The sequence below is a fragment of the Pseudothauera lacus genome, from assembly GCF_003034845.1.
Lineage (GTDB): Bacteria > Pseudomonadota > Gammaproteobacteria > Burkholderiales > Rhodocyclaceae > Pseudothauera > Pseudothauera lacus.
On sequence record NZ_PZKC01000002.1, the window covers coordinates 96,626 to 113,435 of the forward strand.

Here is a 16,810-nt window from a genome sequence, read left to right on the forward strand (position 1 = left end):
CCATCCAACCCAAAGGCCCCACCGTGCAGATCGTCTGTCTCGACCTCGAAGGCGTGCTCGTCCCGGAAATCTGGATCGAATTCGCCGAGCGCACCGGCATCCCGGAACTGCGCCGCACCACCCGCGACGAACCCAACTACGACACCCTGATGAAGTACCGCCTGGACATCCTGGCGCAGAAAAAGCTGGGCCTGCCCGACATCCAGGAAGTGATCGCCAGCATGGGGCCGATGGACGGCGCGCGCGACTTCCTCGACGATCTGCGCGAGAGCTATCAGGTGGTGATCCTCTCCGACACCTTCTACGAGTTCGCCCACCCGCTGATGCGCCAGCTCGGCTGGCCGACGCTGTTCTGCCACAGCCTGGAAGCCGACACCAGCGGCGTGCTGGTGAACTACCACCTGCGCATGGCCGACCAGAAGCGCGAGGCCGTCAGGCGCTTCAAGGAACTGAACTTCAAGGTGGTGGCCGCGGGCGACTCGTACAACGATACCGCGATGCTGGGTGAAGCCCACGGCGGCATCCTCTTCCATCCGCCCGAGAACGTCGTGCGCGAATTCCCGCAGTACCCGGTGGTGCGCGACTACGCCGCCCTGCGCGCAGAGATCGATCGCGCCTTCGCCCGCAGCGCCTGACCGCCGCCATGCACCGCACGCGCTTCTACACCCTGTCGGCGTCCTGCCCGGACCGCAGCGGCATCGTCGCCCGGGTCTCCGGCTTCATTGCCGAACACCAGGGCTGGATCCTCGAAACCTCGCTGCACGCCGAACCGCCGCGCGAAGGCGAGGCCGTCGGGCGCTACTTCATGCGCATCGAGATCCGCGCCGATTCGCTGCCCTTCCATCTTGCCGAATTCCGCGAGCGCTTCCGCCCCATCGCCGAAGAACTGGAGATGGAGTGGAAGATCACCGATTCGGCGGTGAAGAAGCGCGTGGTGGTGCTGGTCAGCAAGCAGGAACACTGCCTCTACGACCTGCTCGCGCGCTGGCAGTCGAAGGAGCTCGACATCGAGATCCCCTGCGTGATCTCCAACCACGACGACTTCCGCGGCTTTGTCGAGTGGCACGGCATTGCCTTCCACCACGTGCCGGTCGGCGCCGACAACAAGGCTGCCGCCTATGCCGAGGTGCAGCGCATCTTCGAGGAAGTGCGCGGCGACACCATGGTGCTGGCGCGCTACATGCAGATCCTCTCGCCCGAGCTGTGCGCCGCCTACCCGGGGCGCATCATCAACATCCACCACAGCTTCCTGCCCAGCTTCGTCGGCGCCAAGCCCTACCACCAGGCGTGGACCAAGGGCGTCAAGCTGATTGGTGCAACCTGCCATTACGTCACCGCGGATCTCGACCAGGGGCCGATCATCGAGCAGGACGTGATCCGCATCGACCACTCCGACGCCGTCGAGGACATGGTGCGCTACGGCAAGGACATCGAGAAGACCGTGCTCGCGCGCGGCCTGCGCTACCACCTCGAAGACCGCGTGCTGGTCCACGGCAACAAGACCATCGTCTTCCGCTGAACGTCCCTCAGGCCTGTCCGTCGATAGCGCTGCCCGGCGCAGTTGCCGTCGATTCGGCCAGCAGGCCGATGAGCTGATCACGGCGGAACACGCCGGTCTTGCGATAGATGCGCTGCATGTAGGTCTTTACCGACGATTCCGAAATGCCCAGGGTCGCGCCCACCTCACGATAGGTGCGGTGGCTGAGTACCGCAAGCAGGACCTGACGCTCCTGCACCGAGAGCGACTTCTCCAGCGTTGGTGGCAGCACCGAGGAGACGGCGGTGGCTGAAGGGGGCAGGTTCTCCGCAAGCTGAGGCGTTTGCCGCGCGCGCTGGACGAACAGCGCCAGGACGGACAGGTTGAGCAGAATCAGCGCGACCAGGCTCACGGAGTCCGTATGCGCGGCGGTCAGCCCCGAGAGCCAGTGGCCTGCGGCGATGCCGCCGACCAGTGCGGCGACGCCGTAGCCATAGGCGCGCAGCTGATTGGTGAAGGACAGCACGTAGGCGAGCAGGAACAGATCGACGATTCCCGCGGCGGCCATCATCGCGTGCACGCCGGCGTGCTTCGCTGCAGTTGCGGGCAACAACTGCCAGCACGCGAAGGCCAGCATCGCCACGCCCACGCCCAGCAGTACGGTCAGTTCGCGGTTGCGCACGCTCAGGCCGATCACTGCAAAAGCGCCACCGATGTAGAGCAGCAGTTCGCTGCCGGGCAGGACGGCGATGGCATGGTAGGCCGGCAGCATCTGCCCGTACATCAGCCCGCTGACCAACTGGAAAAACATCACGAATGGCAGATAGCGGGGGAGTCCTGCACAGGGTCCGGAGAGATGCTCGGCCCGCGCACCGGGCGCAAGCAGGATTCCCGGCAGGGCGCCCGCCAGCAGCCCCAGCTTGCTGGCATCGCTCAGCGGCAGCAGGCCCAGTGCCAGGTTGAGCAGGTTGCCGCCCGCGAGGCCAAGTGCCGCCAGGATGACAGGGCGTTCTCCGCCCTTGAGCAGCACGCCCATGTAGATCGAAAGGGGAGCTGAGACCACACCGAGGCTGGCGAGGACGGGGTTGGTGAGTGACCCCTGAAGCGGGATGAAGGCGATCGTCAGTACTGCGGTCAGCAGAACGCTGGCGAACAGCAAGGGCTGGAAGATCCGCGCGCTGGCAAAGCGCGCGCACAGCAGGAGCATTGCGCACTGCGGCCACAGGAACCACGCCATGTCGCCCGTCTCACCCAGCAAAGGGCCGGACATCGGCAAGGCCGTAAGCCAGAGGACATACAGCGTGAAGCCTCCGGCACGAATCAACTCGCCTGGCAGAGCGACCACGGCAACGACCACAAGAATGCAGGGAAGAAGAGTCTAACTCAGCGCTACGCCGATGGGCTGAGCTGCCTTGGCAAGTGCCGGGCGCATGCTCCCCAAGCTGGGCAGTGATGACAGGAGGACGGCGAAACGAGAACAGAATCACAGGGTTTACAGCAGGGATGACATGAATCGGTGCGGATGACAGGGCGCCGACTGTCGATCCGCTGCGGCGCCGGTGTATCTTTGTATGCAGGTGTTACAAGATTTAACCCGCCGAACGGATCGCGCAGATGAAGCTCAGACCTCGCACCTTTGCCGTACTTCTGGCCGCCCTCAGCGGCGGTGCCGGCGCGCAGCCCGCCGAGACGGCAGCCACCGCGGAAACGGTGCCGCCGCGGACAGGGCTGATCGTGCCCCTCACCCCGCCGGATACCCTGAGTGCGCCGGTAGCGCCAAAAGGACCGGCGTTCGGTGAATTCAGCTTTACCACTGAGGAAACCGAGAGCTCCCTGGAGGTCACCCTGCGCAGCATGTTCGAGAGCCACCACATCTCGGGCCCGGGGCGCGCCGCGAGCATTCTCGAACCGGGTCGCCACTGGCTGCACGACCTCGAGCTCAACGCCAGGCACAGCCTAGGCGACAACTGGACCACCGAGTTCAACGCCATCCTGCGCTATACCGATTCCCGCCGCCACGACCCGCAGACCAAGTCGCTGCAGCGCCTGCAGCTTGTCGCCTCCGACCAGGTCAACCACCTTACCCTTGGCGATTACTACGCCACCCTCTCGCAGTACTCGCTGAACCGCGCCATCAAGGGCATCGGCTATCAGCGCAACATCGGCGAGGCGAGCTACGTACGTTTTGTCGCCGGTGCCTTTGACGCGCGCTGGAACCATCTCCTCAACCAGGTCGAGGACGAGCCCATAGACCGACACGTCACCGGCCTCCGCGCGCAGACCGCGGGGGACAACTACCGCATTGGCATCAACCTCGTTTCGGCCTGGGATCGTGACAACGATCCGGCGCGCACCACCGAGGATACCTACCGCCAGATCCTGCCCGCCTTCGACTGGGAATATCGTGCCGACAGTGGCCTGCGTCTCAGCGGCGAGCACGCCCAGGCCAAGACGCGGCGGCAGACTGCCGCCGGGGTGCGCGAGAACCTCAGCGGCTCGGCCCACCGCCTGAACATGGATGGCACGCTCGGCAAGCTGCGCCTGCGCGGCCGCGCCGAGCGCGTCTCCCCCGACTTCTACACCATGGGTGGCGGCGCGGCGCTCGACCGCCTGCGCACCTATGTGCGCGGCGATTACCGCCTCGGCACGGTGTGGAGCGTCTACGGGGCCTACGACTGGTTCCGCAACAACCTCGACGGCCAGCTTGCTGCCACTACGCGCACCAGCATTCCCGAGGTCGGCGTCAATGCCCGCGGCCTGTTCGACCGCCGCAGCCTCACCTTTGCCACCAGCCTGCGCCAGCGCCGCGTGGATACTGGCGCGCCGCAGCGCCGCGAGCAGGTCTCCGAGCGCCTCTACGTCAGTCTGGCCGACCGCTTCGACCAGGTATCGGTGCGCGGCGAGGTCGAGGCCCTGCTGAATACCCGCAAGGACACTTCCCCACGGCAGAGCAATGACGACCTGCTCTACCGCCTGGTGATCGACTCCCGCCACCTGATTGCCGGCGGCCGCTACGACCTGCGTCCTTACCTGAGTCTCGAGCACCAGGAGGTCGAGGACCCGGGCAGCGGGCGCATGGTGCGCACCGACGGCGCGCGCTTCGATCTGCGCCTGCTTACCCAGGGACATCTGTCCTACGGACTCAACCTCGAGCACCGCAGTACCGAGAATCGTGTCCCGGGCGCGGAGGATACCCGCCTGCGGCGCTATGCTCTCAACCTCGACAGCCAGCCGGCCTTGCTGCGCGGAGGAACCCTGCGCGCCGAGATCGGCCATGCCGAGTACCGTTTCGGCGACGCCGCAAAGAACTATCGTGAACGCTACGTCCGCGTGCTGACGGACATCCCCTTCAATTTCGGGAACTGAACCGATGGCCACCCACGCACACTTCAACCGCAGCCTGGTCGCCCTGCTCCTTGGCCTCGCCTGCATGCTGTTCAGTCAGTTTGCGGCGGCGCAGTGGTGGCGCTTCGGCGCCGATGCCGGCGAACCGGTGTTCACCGACCTGCTCTTCAACCAGGTCAATGCCCTGCGCGTCGAGCGCAGCCTGCAGTTCTCGCCCGGCGATCTCGATGGTGGCAAGGTCATCGTGCGCGGCCGTGCGGAAGTCGCGCAGGGCGCCATCGGGCGCGTCGAAGCCAGCCTCGACGACGGCTTGAGCTGGGTCGAGGTACCCTTCAGCGATCGCGGCATGTTTGCCTTCGAGTTCGCGCCCCAGTTCGAGCAGCCCTATCGCTTCAAGCTGCGCGCCCTGAGCACCACCGGGCAGGCCAGCAACGACAGCGAACACGCCTTTGAATTCAGGCTCGTGCGCGACGACAGCCGCGCGCTCGCGGAGGCTGCCTTCGAGCAGTTGCTGGAGCGCTACATGGCGCGCGACCGCGCCGGCTTCATGGCCATGGTGTCACGCGACTTCATCGGCAACGAGACCGCGCTCGACAGCGCCCTCAGCAACGATTTCCGCTTCTTCGACGCCATCCGCATCCGCCCCACCATCCAGCGCATGGCGGCTGCCGACGACCGCTGGACCATCTACTTCCTCTTCAACCGCCAGGTCAGGTCGGTGCGCACCGGCCAGTTGCTGCAGGACCAGGCCAACACTTCGGTGACCCTGGTTCGTGAGGGCGATGGCTACAAACTGCACGAACTTGCCGCGCCACTGATCTTCGGGGTGTCGGATCCGGGCAACCTCGCTTCCTTCGTCACCGACGAATCGATCGGCACCGATGTACTGGTGCTTGACCGCGACGGCAATGTCGTCACCCAGCCGCAAGGGCAGGCTACGGAGGGCACCCCGTCGAATGTGCGCACCGGCAGCTTCGCGCTGAACCCCGGTTTCGGCTACTCCTTCCTGAGTCGCCAGGTATTGGCACACATGTCGACCACCGCCTTCGCGTTCGATGGCAGCGATAGCTTGAGCAATTTCGGTGGAGAAACCGAAGGCGGGCAGACGCTCAGCGGTGTGACCAGCCTCGACGCGGTCACTTCGGTGCCGGCGGACATGCCCGAATGGTGGGGCGACACGACGGCGGTGATCGGCAGGGTGTACGCGCTCAAGCTGGTAGATGGCACCTACGTGATCTTCCGCATTGCAGGCGGCAGCCTGAGCACCGGTCCGATCACCATCGAGTATCGCCACCAGCTCAACGGTACGCCCAACTTCCGCTGATTCCGGCGGAATCCGAAGATCGGCGCGCCCGTCGCGGCGGGCGGCGCCCGGCATCCCCTTGTGCGTGAAGCCAGGGGCAGGAGAGATTCATGTCCATCCTACGCACCGCAGCGCTTGCCGTGCTGGTGTCGTGGCTCGCCGCCGTGCCGGCGTTGGCCAGCGAGGCCTTGCAACGCCAGCATGAGATTGCCGCACTGGAACTGGAGATTGCCGGCCTTGAAAGGCTTGCCGCGCAGCTTGGCCACGAGCGCGCCTTTCACGATGGGAGGGGCGCGCGCGGAAACCAGTCTGCGGAGGACGTCGCGCGCCTGACGGCCGAGATGCAGGCCGAGCGCGAGCGCCTTACCGAGCAGATGGTTGATCTGCGCCAGCTCGCCGAGTATGCCGCGCTGCGTCGCGACGATGTGCGCCGGGCCCGTGAGGAGCTGCAGCGCTATACCGAGCAACTGGCCCTGGTGCAGCGCCAGAATGTGGCCAAGACGGCGATCACCCTCGGGCTGGCGACGGCGCAGGAAGTGATGGCCTTTGCCACCACCAGCGGCAAGATCCACGAGATTGGCGCCTGGGTGGCCGAGAAGATCGCCGGCGAGGCGGTCAAGAAGGCGCTGAGCGGCGGCGACGAGTACTACACCCGTCGTCTGCAGCGCCTCTCTGCCAGCACCCAGGCAGTGGTGCCGGAGCTGGAGGAGCTTGGCCGCCTGTCCGGACAGACCATCGAGTTCTGGCAGTCCTACCTGCGTGTGCGCGAGGACAAGGACATCTCCGGCAGCAACGCCACGATCCTCGCCAAGGGGCGCATCCTGCTCGATCTTGCCGCGCGCGCGGCAACCCGCCTCGAAGCGCTCGACAAGGAGCTCGAAGACACGGCCAGAGGTGCCGAGGAAGAGATCGAGCGGCGCCACAACCGCATCGCCGAACTGATCGGAGTAGCCAGGGCGCTGGAGCAGGGCGCTGCCGAGGCGGCCCAGCTGATCGAAGCCGCGAGGATCGAGCAGGAGCGTGTCGCCGCGGAGCATGCGGCCATCGATGCCAGGCTCGCCGCCTTGCGTCAGCGCCTGGAGGCCTTGCGCGCGGCTCCCGTCGCTGCGCCGGAGCCGCTTGCCGACATTGATGCGCAGATGAACCGCTATCGCAGCCTGCTGACCAACTGGCAGCGCGACCACCCGGGTTTCGCCGAGCAGGCGCAGCGTCTGCGTGCCGCCATGGACGCTCTGGAGGCCGCGCTGACCGCGTTTGCGGAAACATCTGCACGCCACCTTCAGGCGCGCGACGAACGGGTCAGGGACAGCGTCGGGCGACCCATCTACCCATACGGCGACGTAGCCGACAGCGACAAACTCGCCGCTTATGAGGACTATCACCGCGCCATGCTCAGGTTGCGCGAGACGCAACTGCCCGAGCGGCGCTCGAGTGTCGATGCAGTTGCCACGGAGTACGACCGCATCGGCGAGTTGCTGGTACGCGCGCCATTTGACGCCTCCAGTGAAGGGATCGTGCTTGCCGAGTTGAGCGCGGCGCGCAACGGTGCGGCGCAATTGCTCACCCGCGAGCGCCTTCGCCTCGAGCGTGAACTGCGCGCCGTCCTGTACTCCCAGCGCGATGCCCTGCAGCGCCAGTTGCAGCGCGTCGTCGAGCGCGAGCGCGAGCTCGCCGCCCTCCATGCATCAGAGCCGGCGCCAGCTTACGGGGCCAATGGCGCCCTGGGCGTGCAGGGGCGCCAGATCCTCGAGCGCCAGCGCAGGGCCGTGGCCGGTCTGCACAACGCAGTGGCGGCCGCCGAAGCCGAGATCGACCACGAGCGTGCGGCATTGCCCGAGCGCATTCGCGCCATCGAGCGCGAGATCGCTGCCCAACGGGAGGGCTACCGGCTGGCGGCGCAGGACTACATCGCCCAGGCGCAGGACCACCGTGCCGCGCTCGACCGTGAGACGACCGAGAAGGCTGCCTTGCTGGCCTTCTTCAGGCGCCTGGTGGCGCAGGGGGTGTTGAGCGAGTCGTCGTCGACGGGTGCTCACGAGGCGCCGATGTTCAATGTCAGCCGGACGTGGATCAGCACCGCCACTGCCGGCCTGGCGCGCAACTGCGCCGCGGTCGAGGCCGTGCATGGCCTCCTGCTGCCGCTCGCCGAGGAGTCGCAGCGTCTCCTTGCGCGCGTCAATTCGGCCTCTCAGGCAACCGTCCATGGCCTTGGCAGTGCACCCTTGTCACGCTGGAGCGAACTCAATGAACCCCTGCTCCATGCGCGGGTTACCGAGATCGCCAGGGGGGTCGATGAAGCGCGTGCCGGCCGCGCCGACGCGCGGGTGTACCCCCGTGACCCGATCTCGCCTTTCCTGCAGGGCCTGCTTGGCGGCGTGGTGATGATGGAGCACTTCAATGACATCATCCGCGGCATGAGCGAGAGCCAGAACCGTATCGCATCTGCGCTCGCCATCAACATCGCCCATGCCGGGCGTCTGGCCGCCGATGAGCGCATTCCGGCGGATGCCGTGCCGGCGATGCGTGAGCAGCTGAAACGCCTGACCGCACTGTACGAGAGCGAGCTGAGTTGCCTGGGCGACGACTTTCTCGCCAATGGCGAGATCATCGACAGGCTGGGGCAGCTGAAGACGCTGACCGAGCGCCTCGCGGGCAAGGCGACCTACGCCGATGCCAGCGCCCTGATCGCCGCCGCGCAAGGACTGATGCAACGTCTGGAGGGGCTTGCGATGGGCTACGACGAGGCCTACCGTGCAGGGCTGGCGGCCATGCAGGCAGAGTTCGACAGTCTCGCTGCGGCCAGCAGCCAGGGCAACCGTCTGGCGCCCGGAGACGCCCGCGACCTCGCTGCGCTGGTCGGCCGCATCGAACCATTGCTGGAACAGCACCTCGCCCACAGCCGTTCTCCGCAGGGTGCTCCGCGCATCAGCGACGAACAGGTGCGCATGCTCTACCAGTCCTTCATCGACGCCTATGCGCGTGGCGACGTGCGTGCCCTGCTTGGCCTCCTTGCCCCCGACTGGCAAGGCGGCGACGGCGCCGATCTGCGCGATGTCGAGGACTACCTGAGCAACTCGTTCAGGGTCTTCGAGCGCATCCAGTACCGCATCAGCGGCTTTCAGGTACTGGCGAGCTCGTCCGATGGGTCGGTGAGGGTTGGCTACAGCGTGCGCATCGTCGGCGAGAACCGGCGCCAGCGCATGAACCACGAGGAAAGTTCGCGGGTCGTCGAGGAAGTTGGCCTCATCGACGGCCAGCCGCGCATCCTGCGCACGCTGAGCGGCACCCAGTGGTTGCGCTGAATGCGCGCTATTCCGGGGGGAGGCTCAGCCCCGGCGGCGGCGCGCCAGCCCCCCGGCGATCAGGCCGATGCCGAGCAGGGCAAGGATGCCGGGTTCCGGGACCTGCAGGCGTTCGCGAACGCTGAGCTGGTTCTGCGAGGCTGCGCTGCGCAGGGTAAAGAATTCGTAGCTGTTCGACTGATAGGGGCTGGTAAGCCCGGCGTACCAGGTGTTGAGTTCGCCGAGCCAGTCGCTGGCGATGCTGCGCTGGCCGCCGAAGGCATGGCTGGTGCGGAAGCTGCCATTGCCCAGATTCAGCATGCCGGCGCCGTCGGCAACGATCTCCCACAGCACGAGCTGGAAGGCGGCGGTCTGGGCATTGCTCACCGCGCGGGCGTAGAAATTGTCGTAGAGCCCGGCGATCAGGCTCTGCTGGGCGCTGCCGAACAGCGACAGGCCGTTTTCGATGACGTACACCGCCGGCGTGCTGAGGGTCTGCGAGGGTTCGATGCAGAAGGCGTCAAGGATGCCGGCGCCGAATCCGTAGCTGCTGCCCTGCGAGTAGTTGAAGCTGATCTCGCCGGCCCAGGTGCTTTGCGTGCTGCCGTTGTAGGTGAATGAGCCGCTCTGCTTGCTGCTGGCGAGCTGGTAGCTGTCGAGGCTGATCACCCCGGCCTGGGCGGCAGGGGAAAAGGCTGCGGCGAGGGCGCAGCAGAGGAGGAGCGGGCGCAGTTTCATGAGGGCTGGATGTGGCGGCGCACAATGAATGGTCGTTGGACGCATTGTCCCTGTGCCGTTGCCGCCGGCAAAGCCGAATGTTTAAACTTTGGTGATATCCATCACGGCGCCCTCGAAGTGAAACGGGCGCCCCCTGGGGAGGCGCCCGTTTCCCGTGCGTGGGGAGGAGTGGCCCGCGCACGGTCTGCTGCACGCCGCGCCTGGCGCGGCGGTGGTGCTCAGAAGCTGCGACTGACTGAGAGGATCACGCGTTCGTCGGCAATGCGCGAGTTCTTGATGTCGGTGTCGACGTAATGCAGACCGAAATCAAAGCCGCCGTAGGAATAGGTCGCACCGAGTTTCCAGTCCTCGTAGTTATCGGCATTGTGGATGTCGGAGTAGCCGTAATGGGCGTCGAGGGTGAGGCCGTCCATGACCTCGTACGAAAGCGAGAGGTCATAGTAGTCACTGCCCTTGGAGTCGGCGGTGCCGAACAGGTTGGTGAATGAGTGCGAGTACTTGAAGGAGAGGAACGCCCAACTGACACCGACGTAGCCTTCCAGAGTGTTCGGGCTCTTCATGCCGTTGGCGGCCTTCCACGCGGAGTCGAAATCGCCCGGGTAGTAGTACTGCAGCAGGCCGACGTCGAGGCCGATGGGGCCGATCTCGGCGGCGTAGCCAGCGTACAGGTTGGTTTCCAGGCTGCTGCCGCGCGCGTCCAGATCGCTCAGCCAGGACACGTTGGAGGCCCACACGCCGACGTAGAGGCCGCTGTCGTGGGCATAGTCGAAGCCGCCCTGGATGGCCGGACGCTGATCAGTCTGACTGACGCCGCGGAAGGCATAGTCGGACACGATGCTGACATTGGCCGAGAACGGGATGTCTTCGGCGAGGGCGGCGCCCGAGCCGAGCATGGGGGCGGCGAGAAGGGCGGCGAGGATACGTTTCTGCATGGTCATCTCCTAGGGTAAAGCGTTATTACGCGGTGCACTAAATGCACACTCCGTGCCAGTTCGTGGAATGTGCTGATCTGCTTTGTTTCTGCGCCGTTACGGGCGCCATGGGTGCCGATCTGCTTTGGTTGCAGTGCAGTATCGGTGCGTGTTTGCGCTGGCATGCACTGAGCCTGTGCATGGCCTGGTGGCGGTCCGGGGCACTAAAAAGGGGTGCCGCAGCACCCCTTTCCGCGGGCCTTCGGTTGCCGGCTTACTTGGAGACGAACTCCGGATAGGCTTCCTGGCCGCATTCGGTGAGGTCGACCCCTTCGTACTCCTCTTCCTCGGAGACGCGGATGCCCATCACCGCCTTCAGCGCGCCCCAGACGATCAGGCTGCACACGAACACCCAGGTGAAGATGGTGATCGCGCCGATGATCTGGCCGGAGAAGGTGGAGTCGCCGTTGGTCACCGGCACCAGCAGCAGGCCGAGCAGGCCGCAGCTGCCGTGCACCGAGATGGCGCCGACCGGGTCATCGATCTTGAGCTTGTCGAGGAAGGTGATCGACAGCACCACCAGTACGCCGCCGGCGGCACCGAACACCGTGGCCAGCAGCGGAGTCGGGGTGGAGGGCTCGGCGGTGATCACCACCAGGCCGGCCAGCGCACCGTTGAGCAGCATGGTCAAGTCAGCCTTGCCGAACATCAGCTTGGAGAGGATCAGTGCAGCCACCGCACCACCGGCAGCGGCGGTGTTGGTGTTGAGGAACACCATCGCCACCGAGTTGGCGCTGGCGATGTCGCCGAGCTTCAGCACCGAACCACCGTTGAAGCCGAACCAGCCCATCCACAGGATCAGGGTGCCGAGCGTGGCCAGCGGCAGGTTGGCGCCCGGAATCGCGCGCACCTCGCCGTTGGGGCCGTACTTGCCCTTGCGGGCGCCGAGCAGCATCACCCCGGCGAGTGCCGCGGCCGCGCCGGCCATATGGACGATGCCGGAGCCGGCGAAGTCGGAGAAGCCCAGATCGCCGAGGTTGAACATGCCGAAGACGTCTTCGCCGCCCCAGGTCCAAGAACCTTCCATCGGGTAGATGAAGCCGGTCATGACGATGGCGAAGGCCAGGAAGGCCCACAGCTTCATGCGCTCTGCCACGGCACCGGAGACGATGGACATGGCGGTGGCGACGAACACCACCTGGAAGAAGAAGTCCGAGGCGCTCGAATACACCGAATCACCGTCGAACGATTCGCGCTCGCCGAAGGCCGCAAAAGCCTCATCAACGAGCGCTTCACCGCCGTCGATGCCGGAAAGGAAGATGCCGCCGCCGTACATGATGGCGTAGCCGCATATCAGGTACATGATGCACGAGATGGAAAACAGCGCGACGTTCTTGGTGAGGATCTCGGCGGTGTTCTTGGAGCGCACCAGACCGGCCTCGAGCATCGAGAAGCCGGCGGCCATCCACATCACCAGTGCGCCGCACACCAGGAAGTAGAAGGTGTCGATGGCGTACTGCAGTTCGAAGACGTGCTTGAGCACTTCGCCTTCATCGGCCAGCGCGGGGCCGGCGAGGCCGGCGGCAGCTGCCGCGAGCAGGGGGGTGAGGATCTTTTTCATGCTGTTGCTCCCTTACAGCGCATCGCCGCCGGTCTCGCCGGTGCGGATGCGGATGGCCTGTTCCAGATCGAATACGAAGATCTTTCCGTCACCGATCTTGCCGGTGGATGCTGCCTTCTCGATGGCCTCGATGGCCTGGTCGAGGATGTCGGCCGAGATGGCGGCCTCGATCTTCACCTTGGGCAGGAAATCGACGACGTACTCGGCGCCGCGGTAGAGCTCGGTGTGGCCCTTCTGGCGGCCGAAGCCCTTCACTTCGGTGACGGTGATGCCCTGCACGCCGATGGCGGAGAGGGCTTCGCGCACTTCGTCGAGCTTGAAGGGCTTGATGATGGCGGTGATGAACTTCATGAGAATCTCCTTTGGCCCCGCAGGGGCAGAACAGCACGGTCGTGAGGCATGGGTTATCTCCCGGGTAGGTATCGCAGCGAGCATCCTCTAGCGCATTCCGTGCCAGATCGCAAAAAGCCAGTCAGCACAAGGATCCGGGCGCAATTTCCGGGCGCTGCTGCGGCGCAGCGAGGCGGGGCTGGCGCCACTTGGGTGCAGATGCACCGTTGTGGTGCATCAATGCGGTGCAGGGGCGCTGCGCCGCAGCGCCGTGCTAGACTGCGCGCCATCCACACTGCCTTGCGGAGCCCGCCATGAGCACCCCACGCATCCTTGACGAGATCGGCGCGCGGCTTTCCGAACTGGCCGCCGCCAGCCCTGCCCGTGACCTCGAGAAGAACGTCCGCGCCATGCTCGGCAGCGCCTTCTCCCGCCTTGAACTGGTCACCCGCGAGGAGTTCGAGGTGCAGCGCGAGGTGCTTGCCCACAGCCGCCAGCGCCTCGCCCAGCTCGAAGCGCGCGTCGCCGAGCTGGAAGCCCGCCTCGGCGCGCGCAGCGGCGGCGACTGAAGACTGCCGCCGGGATGGCGGCGCGGCTATGCATTTGAGATAAACTGCGGACTCCCCAGCGTGGAGTCCGCAGATGTCCCTTGCCCTTGTCCATGCGCGTGCCCTCGATGGCATGCACGCCCCGGCGGTCACCGTCGAGGTGCATCTGGCCAACGGCCTGCCGGCCTTCAACCTCGTCGGCCTGCCCGATACCGAGGTACGTGAGGCGCGCGAGCGCGTCCGTGCGGCGATCGCCACCGCGCAGTTCGAGTTCCCCCAGCGCCGCATCACCGTCAATCTCGCCCCTGCCGACCTGCCCAAGGAAGGCGGACGCTTCGATCTGCCCATCGCGGTGGGCATCCTCGCCGCCTCCGGGCAGATCGACGGCACAGCGCTGGCGGCCCACGAGTTCATCGGCGAACTGTCGCTGTCGGGCGAGCTGCGCGCGGTGCGCGGCGCCCTTGCGGCGGCGCTGAAGGCGACCGCCGCCGAGCGCGCGCTGGTGCTGCCTGCCGCCAACGCCGCCGAAGGGGCGCTGGCCCGCACGGCCACCGTGCTGCCGGCCAGTGATCTGCTGGCTGTGGCGGCCCATCTCAACGGCCACCAGGCCCTGCTCCGCGAAGCGCCCCCGGCGCCCACCGCCGCCGCCGCGGGCGGCCCCGACCTTGCCGACGTCAAGGGCCAGCAACAGGCGCGCCGCGCGCTGGAGGTGGCGGCCGCCGGGCAGCACGCCCTGCTCATGTACGGTCCGCCCGGTACCGGCAAGTCCATGCTGGCGCGCCGCCTGCCCGGCCTGCTGCCGGCGCTCGGCGAGGCCGAGGCGCTGGAGTGTGCGGCGGTGCATTCCCTCGACGGCAGTTTCGACTGCGCGCAGTGGGCCCGCCGCCCGCTGCGTGCGCCCCATCACTCTGCCTCCGCCGCGGCCCTGATCGGCGGCGGCAGCGTGCCGCGTCCGGGCGAGATCTCCCTCGCCCACCACGGCGTGCTGTTCCTCGACGAACTGCCGGAGTTCGACCGCCGCGTGCTCGAATCCCTCCGCGAGCCGCTGGAAACCGGCTCGGTGGTGGTGGCGCGGGCGCAGCGGCGCAGCGAGTTTCCAGCGCGCTTCCAGCTGGTGGCGGCAATGAATCCCTGCCCCTGTGGCTATCTCGGTCATCCCACGCGCGCCTGCAAGTGCACTCCGGACCAGGTCGCGCGCTACCGCGGCCGTCTTTCGGGGCCGCTGCTCGACCGCATCGACCTCCTCGTCGAAGTGCCACTGGTGCCGCCCGAGGTACTCGCTGCGCGCCCCGCGGGTGAATCGAGTGCCTGCGTGCGTGAGCGGGTCGCGGCGGCCTGGGCGCGCCAGCACGCGCGCCAGGGGGTGCCCAACAGCCGTCTCGACGAGGCCGCAGTGGAGCACCATTGCACCACCGCGGCCGACGCCGCGGCGCTGCTAGGCAACGCCGTTTCCCGTCTCGGCCTGTCGGCACGGGCGTATCATCGCGTCTTGCGGGTGGCGCGCACGATCGCCGACCTGGCCGGTGCGCCGGCCATCGCCGCGGCCCACGTTGCCGAAGCCATCCAGTACCGCCGCCCCTTCGACGCGCGCTGACGGCAGCCCGCGGCGTTGGCGGCGCCAACTTCCGGGATACCCATGCCTCAGCACTCCAGATGGCTGGCCACCTTGCTGGCAGCCCTCTCCGCCATCGGCCCGTTCTCCATCGACACCTACCTGCCGGCCTTTCCGGCCATGGGCGCGGCACTGGGCGCCAGCCCCCTGCAGGTGCAGCAGACCCTCACCGCCTACATGCTCACCTTCGCCTTCATGACCCTCTGGCACGGGGCGCTTTCCGACCGCTACGGGCGGCGCGGGCCGCTCGTGCTGGCGATGGGGCTGTTCGCCTTTGCCTCCCTGCTGTGCGCCTTCGCGCCCAGCATCGAGTGGCTGTGGGCAGGGCGCGCGCTGCAGGGCATGAGCGCCGGTGCCGGCATGGTGGTGGGGCGGGCGATGGTGCGCGATCTCTACGACGGCGCCCAGGCCCAGCGCCTGATGTCGCGGGTGATGCTGATCTTCGCGCTGGCACCGGCGGTGGCACCGCTGGTCGGTGGCGTGCTGCTCGCGGTGGCGGGCTGGCGTGCGGTGTTCTTCTTCCTTGCCGCCTTCGGTGGCGCGCTGGGCTGGCTGTCGTGGCGCTACCTGCCCGAAACCCTGCCGCCCGCCGCCCGCCAGCCGCTCAATGCCGCCAGCCTCGCACGCGGCTACCGCGCCGTGCTGGGTTCCGGCGCTTTCCTGCTGCTTGGCATGGCGCTTGCGCTGAACTTCAACGGCTTCTTCGTGTACGTGCTCTCCGCGCCGGTGTTCGTCATGGACCACCTCGGTCTCGGCGAACTGGACTTTGGCTGGCTGTTCGTGCCCGCGGTCGCCGGGATGATGATGGGGGCCTGGGTGTCGGGGCGGGTGGCCGGGCACTGGAGCGCGCGCCGCTCCATCTGCGCCGGCTTTGCCCTGATGCTCGGTGCGGCGCTGCTCAACGTCGTCCATGCCGGGCTGATGCCGGCCACGGTGCCGGGCTCGGTGCTGCCGATCGCGTTGTACACCTTCGGCATGGGGCTGGCGATGCCCAGCCTGACCCTGCTCGCCCTCGATCTCTTTCCGCAGCGCCGTGGCATGGCGGCGAGTTGCCAGAGCTTCCTGCAGGTCGGTACCAATGCGCTCACCGCCGCCTTCATTGCGCCGCTGGTGTGGCCCCTGCCGGTGACCCTGGCGCTGGCCATGAGCGCCTTCTGCGCGCTCGGCCTGCTTGCCTTCGTGCTGTGGGCGAGGCGGCAGCCGGCAGGCTGATCAGCACTGCTCCCAGGGCAGGCCGGCATGGCGCCAGCCGTTGACCGAGTTGCGGTGGTGGTTGTCGTCGAGTTCGCCCTCGAAGCCTTCGGTGATGTTGAAGACCTTGCTGAAACCGGCCGCTTCCAGCGCCTCGCCGGCGGAGACCGAGCGGTTGCCGCTGCGGCAGATCAGCAGCAGCGGGCGTTCGCCGCCGTGGCCGGCGAGCTTCTTGACCTCGCCGACGAAGTGCGGATTGATCTCCCAGTCGGGGCCGTCATTCCACGACACGTGAATCGCCCCCACCGGATGGCCGACGAAGAGATACTCGATCTCGCTGCGCACGTCGATGAGCAGCGCGTCGGGGTTGGCTTGCAGGTACTGGTGCGCTTCGCGCGGCGTGATGTGTTTCATTGCGGGCGAGGATCGGGGTCGGGGAAGTGCGGAGTATAA

General features: G+C 66.9%; 14 protein-coding genes. 8 read left to right on the forward strand and 6 right to left on the reverse strand.

Features of this window, described 5'->3' with window-relative positions; translation table 11 throughout:
* Positions 1-23: 23 nt before the first annotated feature.
* On the forward strand, positions 24-635 hold the full coding sequence (gene thrH, locus C8261_RS02430) for a bifunctional phosphoserine phosphatase/homoserine phosphotransferase ThrH (protein WP_107492349.1): 612 nt from the start codon (positions 24-26) through the stop codon (positions 633-635).
* An 8-nt stretch (positions 636-643) separates the two neighbouring features.
* A complete protein-coding gene (purU, locus tag C8261_RS02435) occupies positions 644-1,519 on the forward strand; it encodes a formyltetrahydrofolate deformylase (RefSeq protein WP_107492078.1) in 876 nt (291 codons plus the stop codon).
* 7 nt (positions 1,520-1,526) lie between these two features.
* On the opposite strand, the gene C8261_RS02440 is transcribed toward purU, so the two are convergent.
* Positions 1,527-2,834: a helix-turn-helix transcriptional regulator gene (locus C8261_RS02440; RefSeq protein WP_146161634.1), complete on the reverse strand. Its 1,308-nt coding sequence runs from the start codon at positions 2,832-2,834 to the stop codon at positions 1,527-1,529.
* Between the two features lie 257 nt (positions 2,835-3,091).
* On the opposite strand from C8261_RS02440, the gene C8261_RS02445 reads away from it, so the two are divergent.
* From C8261_RS02445 to C8261_RS02455, 3 genes are all read left to right on the forward strand, one after another.
* Positions 3,092-4,843, forward strand: a complete 1,752-nt coding sequence (locus C8261_RS02445) for a hypothetical protein (protein ID WP_107492080.1) — start codon at positions 3,092-3,094, stop codon at positions 4,841-4,843.
* A 4-nt stretch (positions 4,844-4,847) separates the two neighbouring features.
* Positions 4,848-6,146 carry a hypothetical protein gene (locus tag C8261_RS02450; RefSeq protein WP_107492081.1) on the forward strand — a complete coding sequence of 433 codons (1,299 nt, stop codon included), beginning with the start codon at positions 4,848-4,850 and terminating at the stop codon, positions 6,144-6,146.
* Between the two features lie 89 nt (positions 6,147-6,235).
* Positions 6,236-9,427: a coiled-coil domain-containing protein gene (locus C8261_RS02455; RefSeq protein ID WP_107492082.1), complete on the forward strand. Its 3,192-nt coding sequence runs from the start codon at positions 6,236-6,238 to the stop codon at positions 9,425-9,427.
* A gap of 24 nt (positions 9,428-9,451) precedes the next feature.
* Here C8261_RS02455 and C8261_RS02460 read toward each other — a convergent pair whose 3' ends face one another.
* The 4 genes from C8261_RS02460 to glnK all read right to left on the reverse strand — a co-directional run bounded on the left by C8261_RS02460 (position 9,452) and on the right by glnK (position 13,027).
* On the reverse strand, positions 9,452-10,144 hold the full coding sequence (locus C8261_RS02460; RefSeq protein ID WP_181358822.1) for a PEP-CTERM sorting domain-containing protein: 693 nt from the start codon (positions 10,142-10,144) through the stop codon (positions 9,452-9,454).
* Positions 10,145-10,362: 218 nt separating this feature from the next.
* Positions 10,363-11,076, reverse strand: coding sequence for a TorF family putative porin (locus tag C8261_RS02465; protein ID WP_107492350.1), 714 nt, complete (start codon positions 11,074-11,076; stop codon positions 10,363-10,365).
* Positions 11,077-11,329: 253 nt separating this feature from the next.
* The gene (locus tag C8261_RS02470; protein WP_107492084.1) at positions 11,330-12,676 is read right to left on the reverse strand and encodes an ammonium transporter; all 1,347 of its coding nucleotides are present in this window, start codon (positions 12,674-12,676) and stop codon (positions 11,330-11,332) included.
* A 12-nt stretch (positions 12,677-12,688) separates the two neighbouring features.
* Positions 12,689-13,027: a P-II family nitrogen regulator gene (gene glnK / locus C8261_RS02475; RefSeq protein WP_107492085.1), complete on the reverse strand. Its 339-nt coding sequence runs from the start codon at positions 13,025-13,027 to the stop codon at positions 12,689-12,691.
* 293 nt (positions 13,028-13,320) lie between these two features.
* Between glnK and C8261_RS02480 the strand changes: the two genes are divergently transcribed.
* The 3 genes from C8261_RS02480 (at position 13,321) to C8261_RS02490 (ending at position 16,378) form a co-directional block, all read left to right on the forward strand.
* Positions 13,321-13,575, forward strand: a complete 255-nt coding sequence (locus C8261_RS02480) for an accessory factor UbiK family protein (protein WP_107492086.1) — start codon at positions 13,321-13,323, stop codon at positions 13,573-13,575.
* 73 nt (positions 13,576-13,648) lie between these two features.
* Positions 13,649-15,148, forward strand: coding sequence for a YifB family Mg chelatase-like AAA ATPase (locus tag C8261_RS02485; RefSeq protein ID WP_107492087.1), 1,500 nt, complete (start codon positions 13,649-13,651; stop codon positions 15,146-15,148).
* A 42-nt stretch (positions 15,149-15,190) separates the two neighbouring features.
* Positions 15,191-16,378 carry a multidrug effflux MFS transporter gene (locus tag C8261_RS02490; protein ID WP_107492088.1) on the forward strand — a complete coding sequence of 396 codons (1,188 nt, stop codon included), beginning with the start codon at positions 15,191-15,193 and terminating at the stop codon, positions 16,376-16,378.
* Here C8261_RS02490 and C8261_RS02495 read toward each other — a convergent pair whose 3' ends face one another.
* Positions 16,379-16,771, reverse strand: coding sequence for a rhodanese-like domain-containing protein (locus tag C8261_RS02495; protein WP_107492089.1), 393 nt, complete (start codon positions 16,769-16,771; stop codon positions 16,379-16,381). It abuts the gene before it with no gap.
* Positions 16,772-16,810 lie beyond the last annotated feature (39 nt).

What these genes read in the sequence shown, in the direction of transcription:
- C8261_RS02455 (WP_107492082.1), top strand. Translation starts at nt 6,236, where the DNA reads ATGTCCATCCTACGCACCGCAGCGCTTGCCGTGCTGGTGTCGTGGCTC.
- C8261_RS02465 (WP_107492350.1), bottom strand. Translation starts at nt 11,076, where the DNA reads ATGCAGAAACGTATCCTCGCCGCCCTTCTCGCCGCCCCCATGCTCGGC.
- C8261_RS02445 (WP_107492080.1), top strand. Translation starts at nt 3,092, where the DNA reads ATGAAGCTCAGACCTCGCACCTTTGCCGTACTTCTGGCCGCCCTCAGC.
- C8261_RS02470 (WP_107492084.1), bottom strand. Translation starts at nt 12,676, where the DNA reads ATGAAAAAGATCCTCACCCCCCTGCTCGCGGCAGCTGCCGCCGGCCTC.
- glnK (WP_107492085.1), bottom strand. Translation starts at nt 13,027, where the DNA reads ATGAAGTTCATCACCGCCATCATCAAGCCCTTCAAGCTCGACGAAGTG.
- C8261_RS02490 (WP_107492088.1), top strand. Translation starts at nt 15,191, where the DNA reads ATGCCTCAGCACTCCAGATGGCTGGCCACCTTGCTGGCAGCCCTCTCC.
- C8261_RS02450 (WP_107492081.1), top strand. Translation starts at nt 4,848, where the DNA reads ATGGCCACCCACGCACACTTCAACCGCAGCCTGGTCGCCCTGCTCCTT.
- C8261_RS02485 (WP_107492087.1), top strand. Translation starts at nt 13,649, where the DNA reads ATGTCCCTTGCCCTTGTCCATGCGCGTGCCCTCGATGGCATGCACGCC.
- C8261_RS02460 (WP_181358822.1), bottom strand. Translation starts at nt 10,144, where the DNA reads ATGAAACTGCGCCCGCTCCTCCTCTGCTGCGCCCTCGCCGCAGCCTTT.
- C8261_RS02495 (WP_107492089.1), bottom strand. Translation starts at nt 16,771, where the DNA reads ATGAAACACATCACGCCGCGCGAAGCGCACCAGTACCTGCAAGCCAAC.
- purU (WP_107492078.1), top strand. Translation starts at nt 644, where the DNA reads ATGCACCGCACGCGCTTCTACACCCTGTCGGCGTCCTGCCCGGACCGC.
- C8261_RS02480 (WP_107492086.1), top strand. Translation starts at nt 13,321, where the DNA reads ATGAGCACCCCACGCATCCTTGACGAGATCGGCGCGCGGCTTTCCGAA.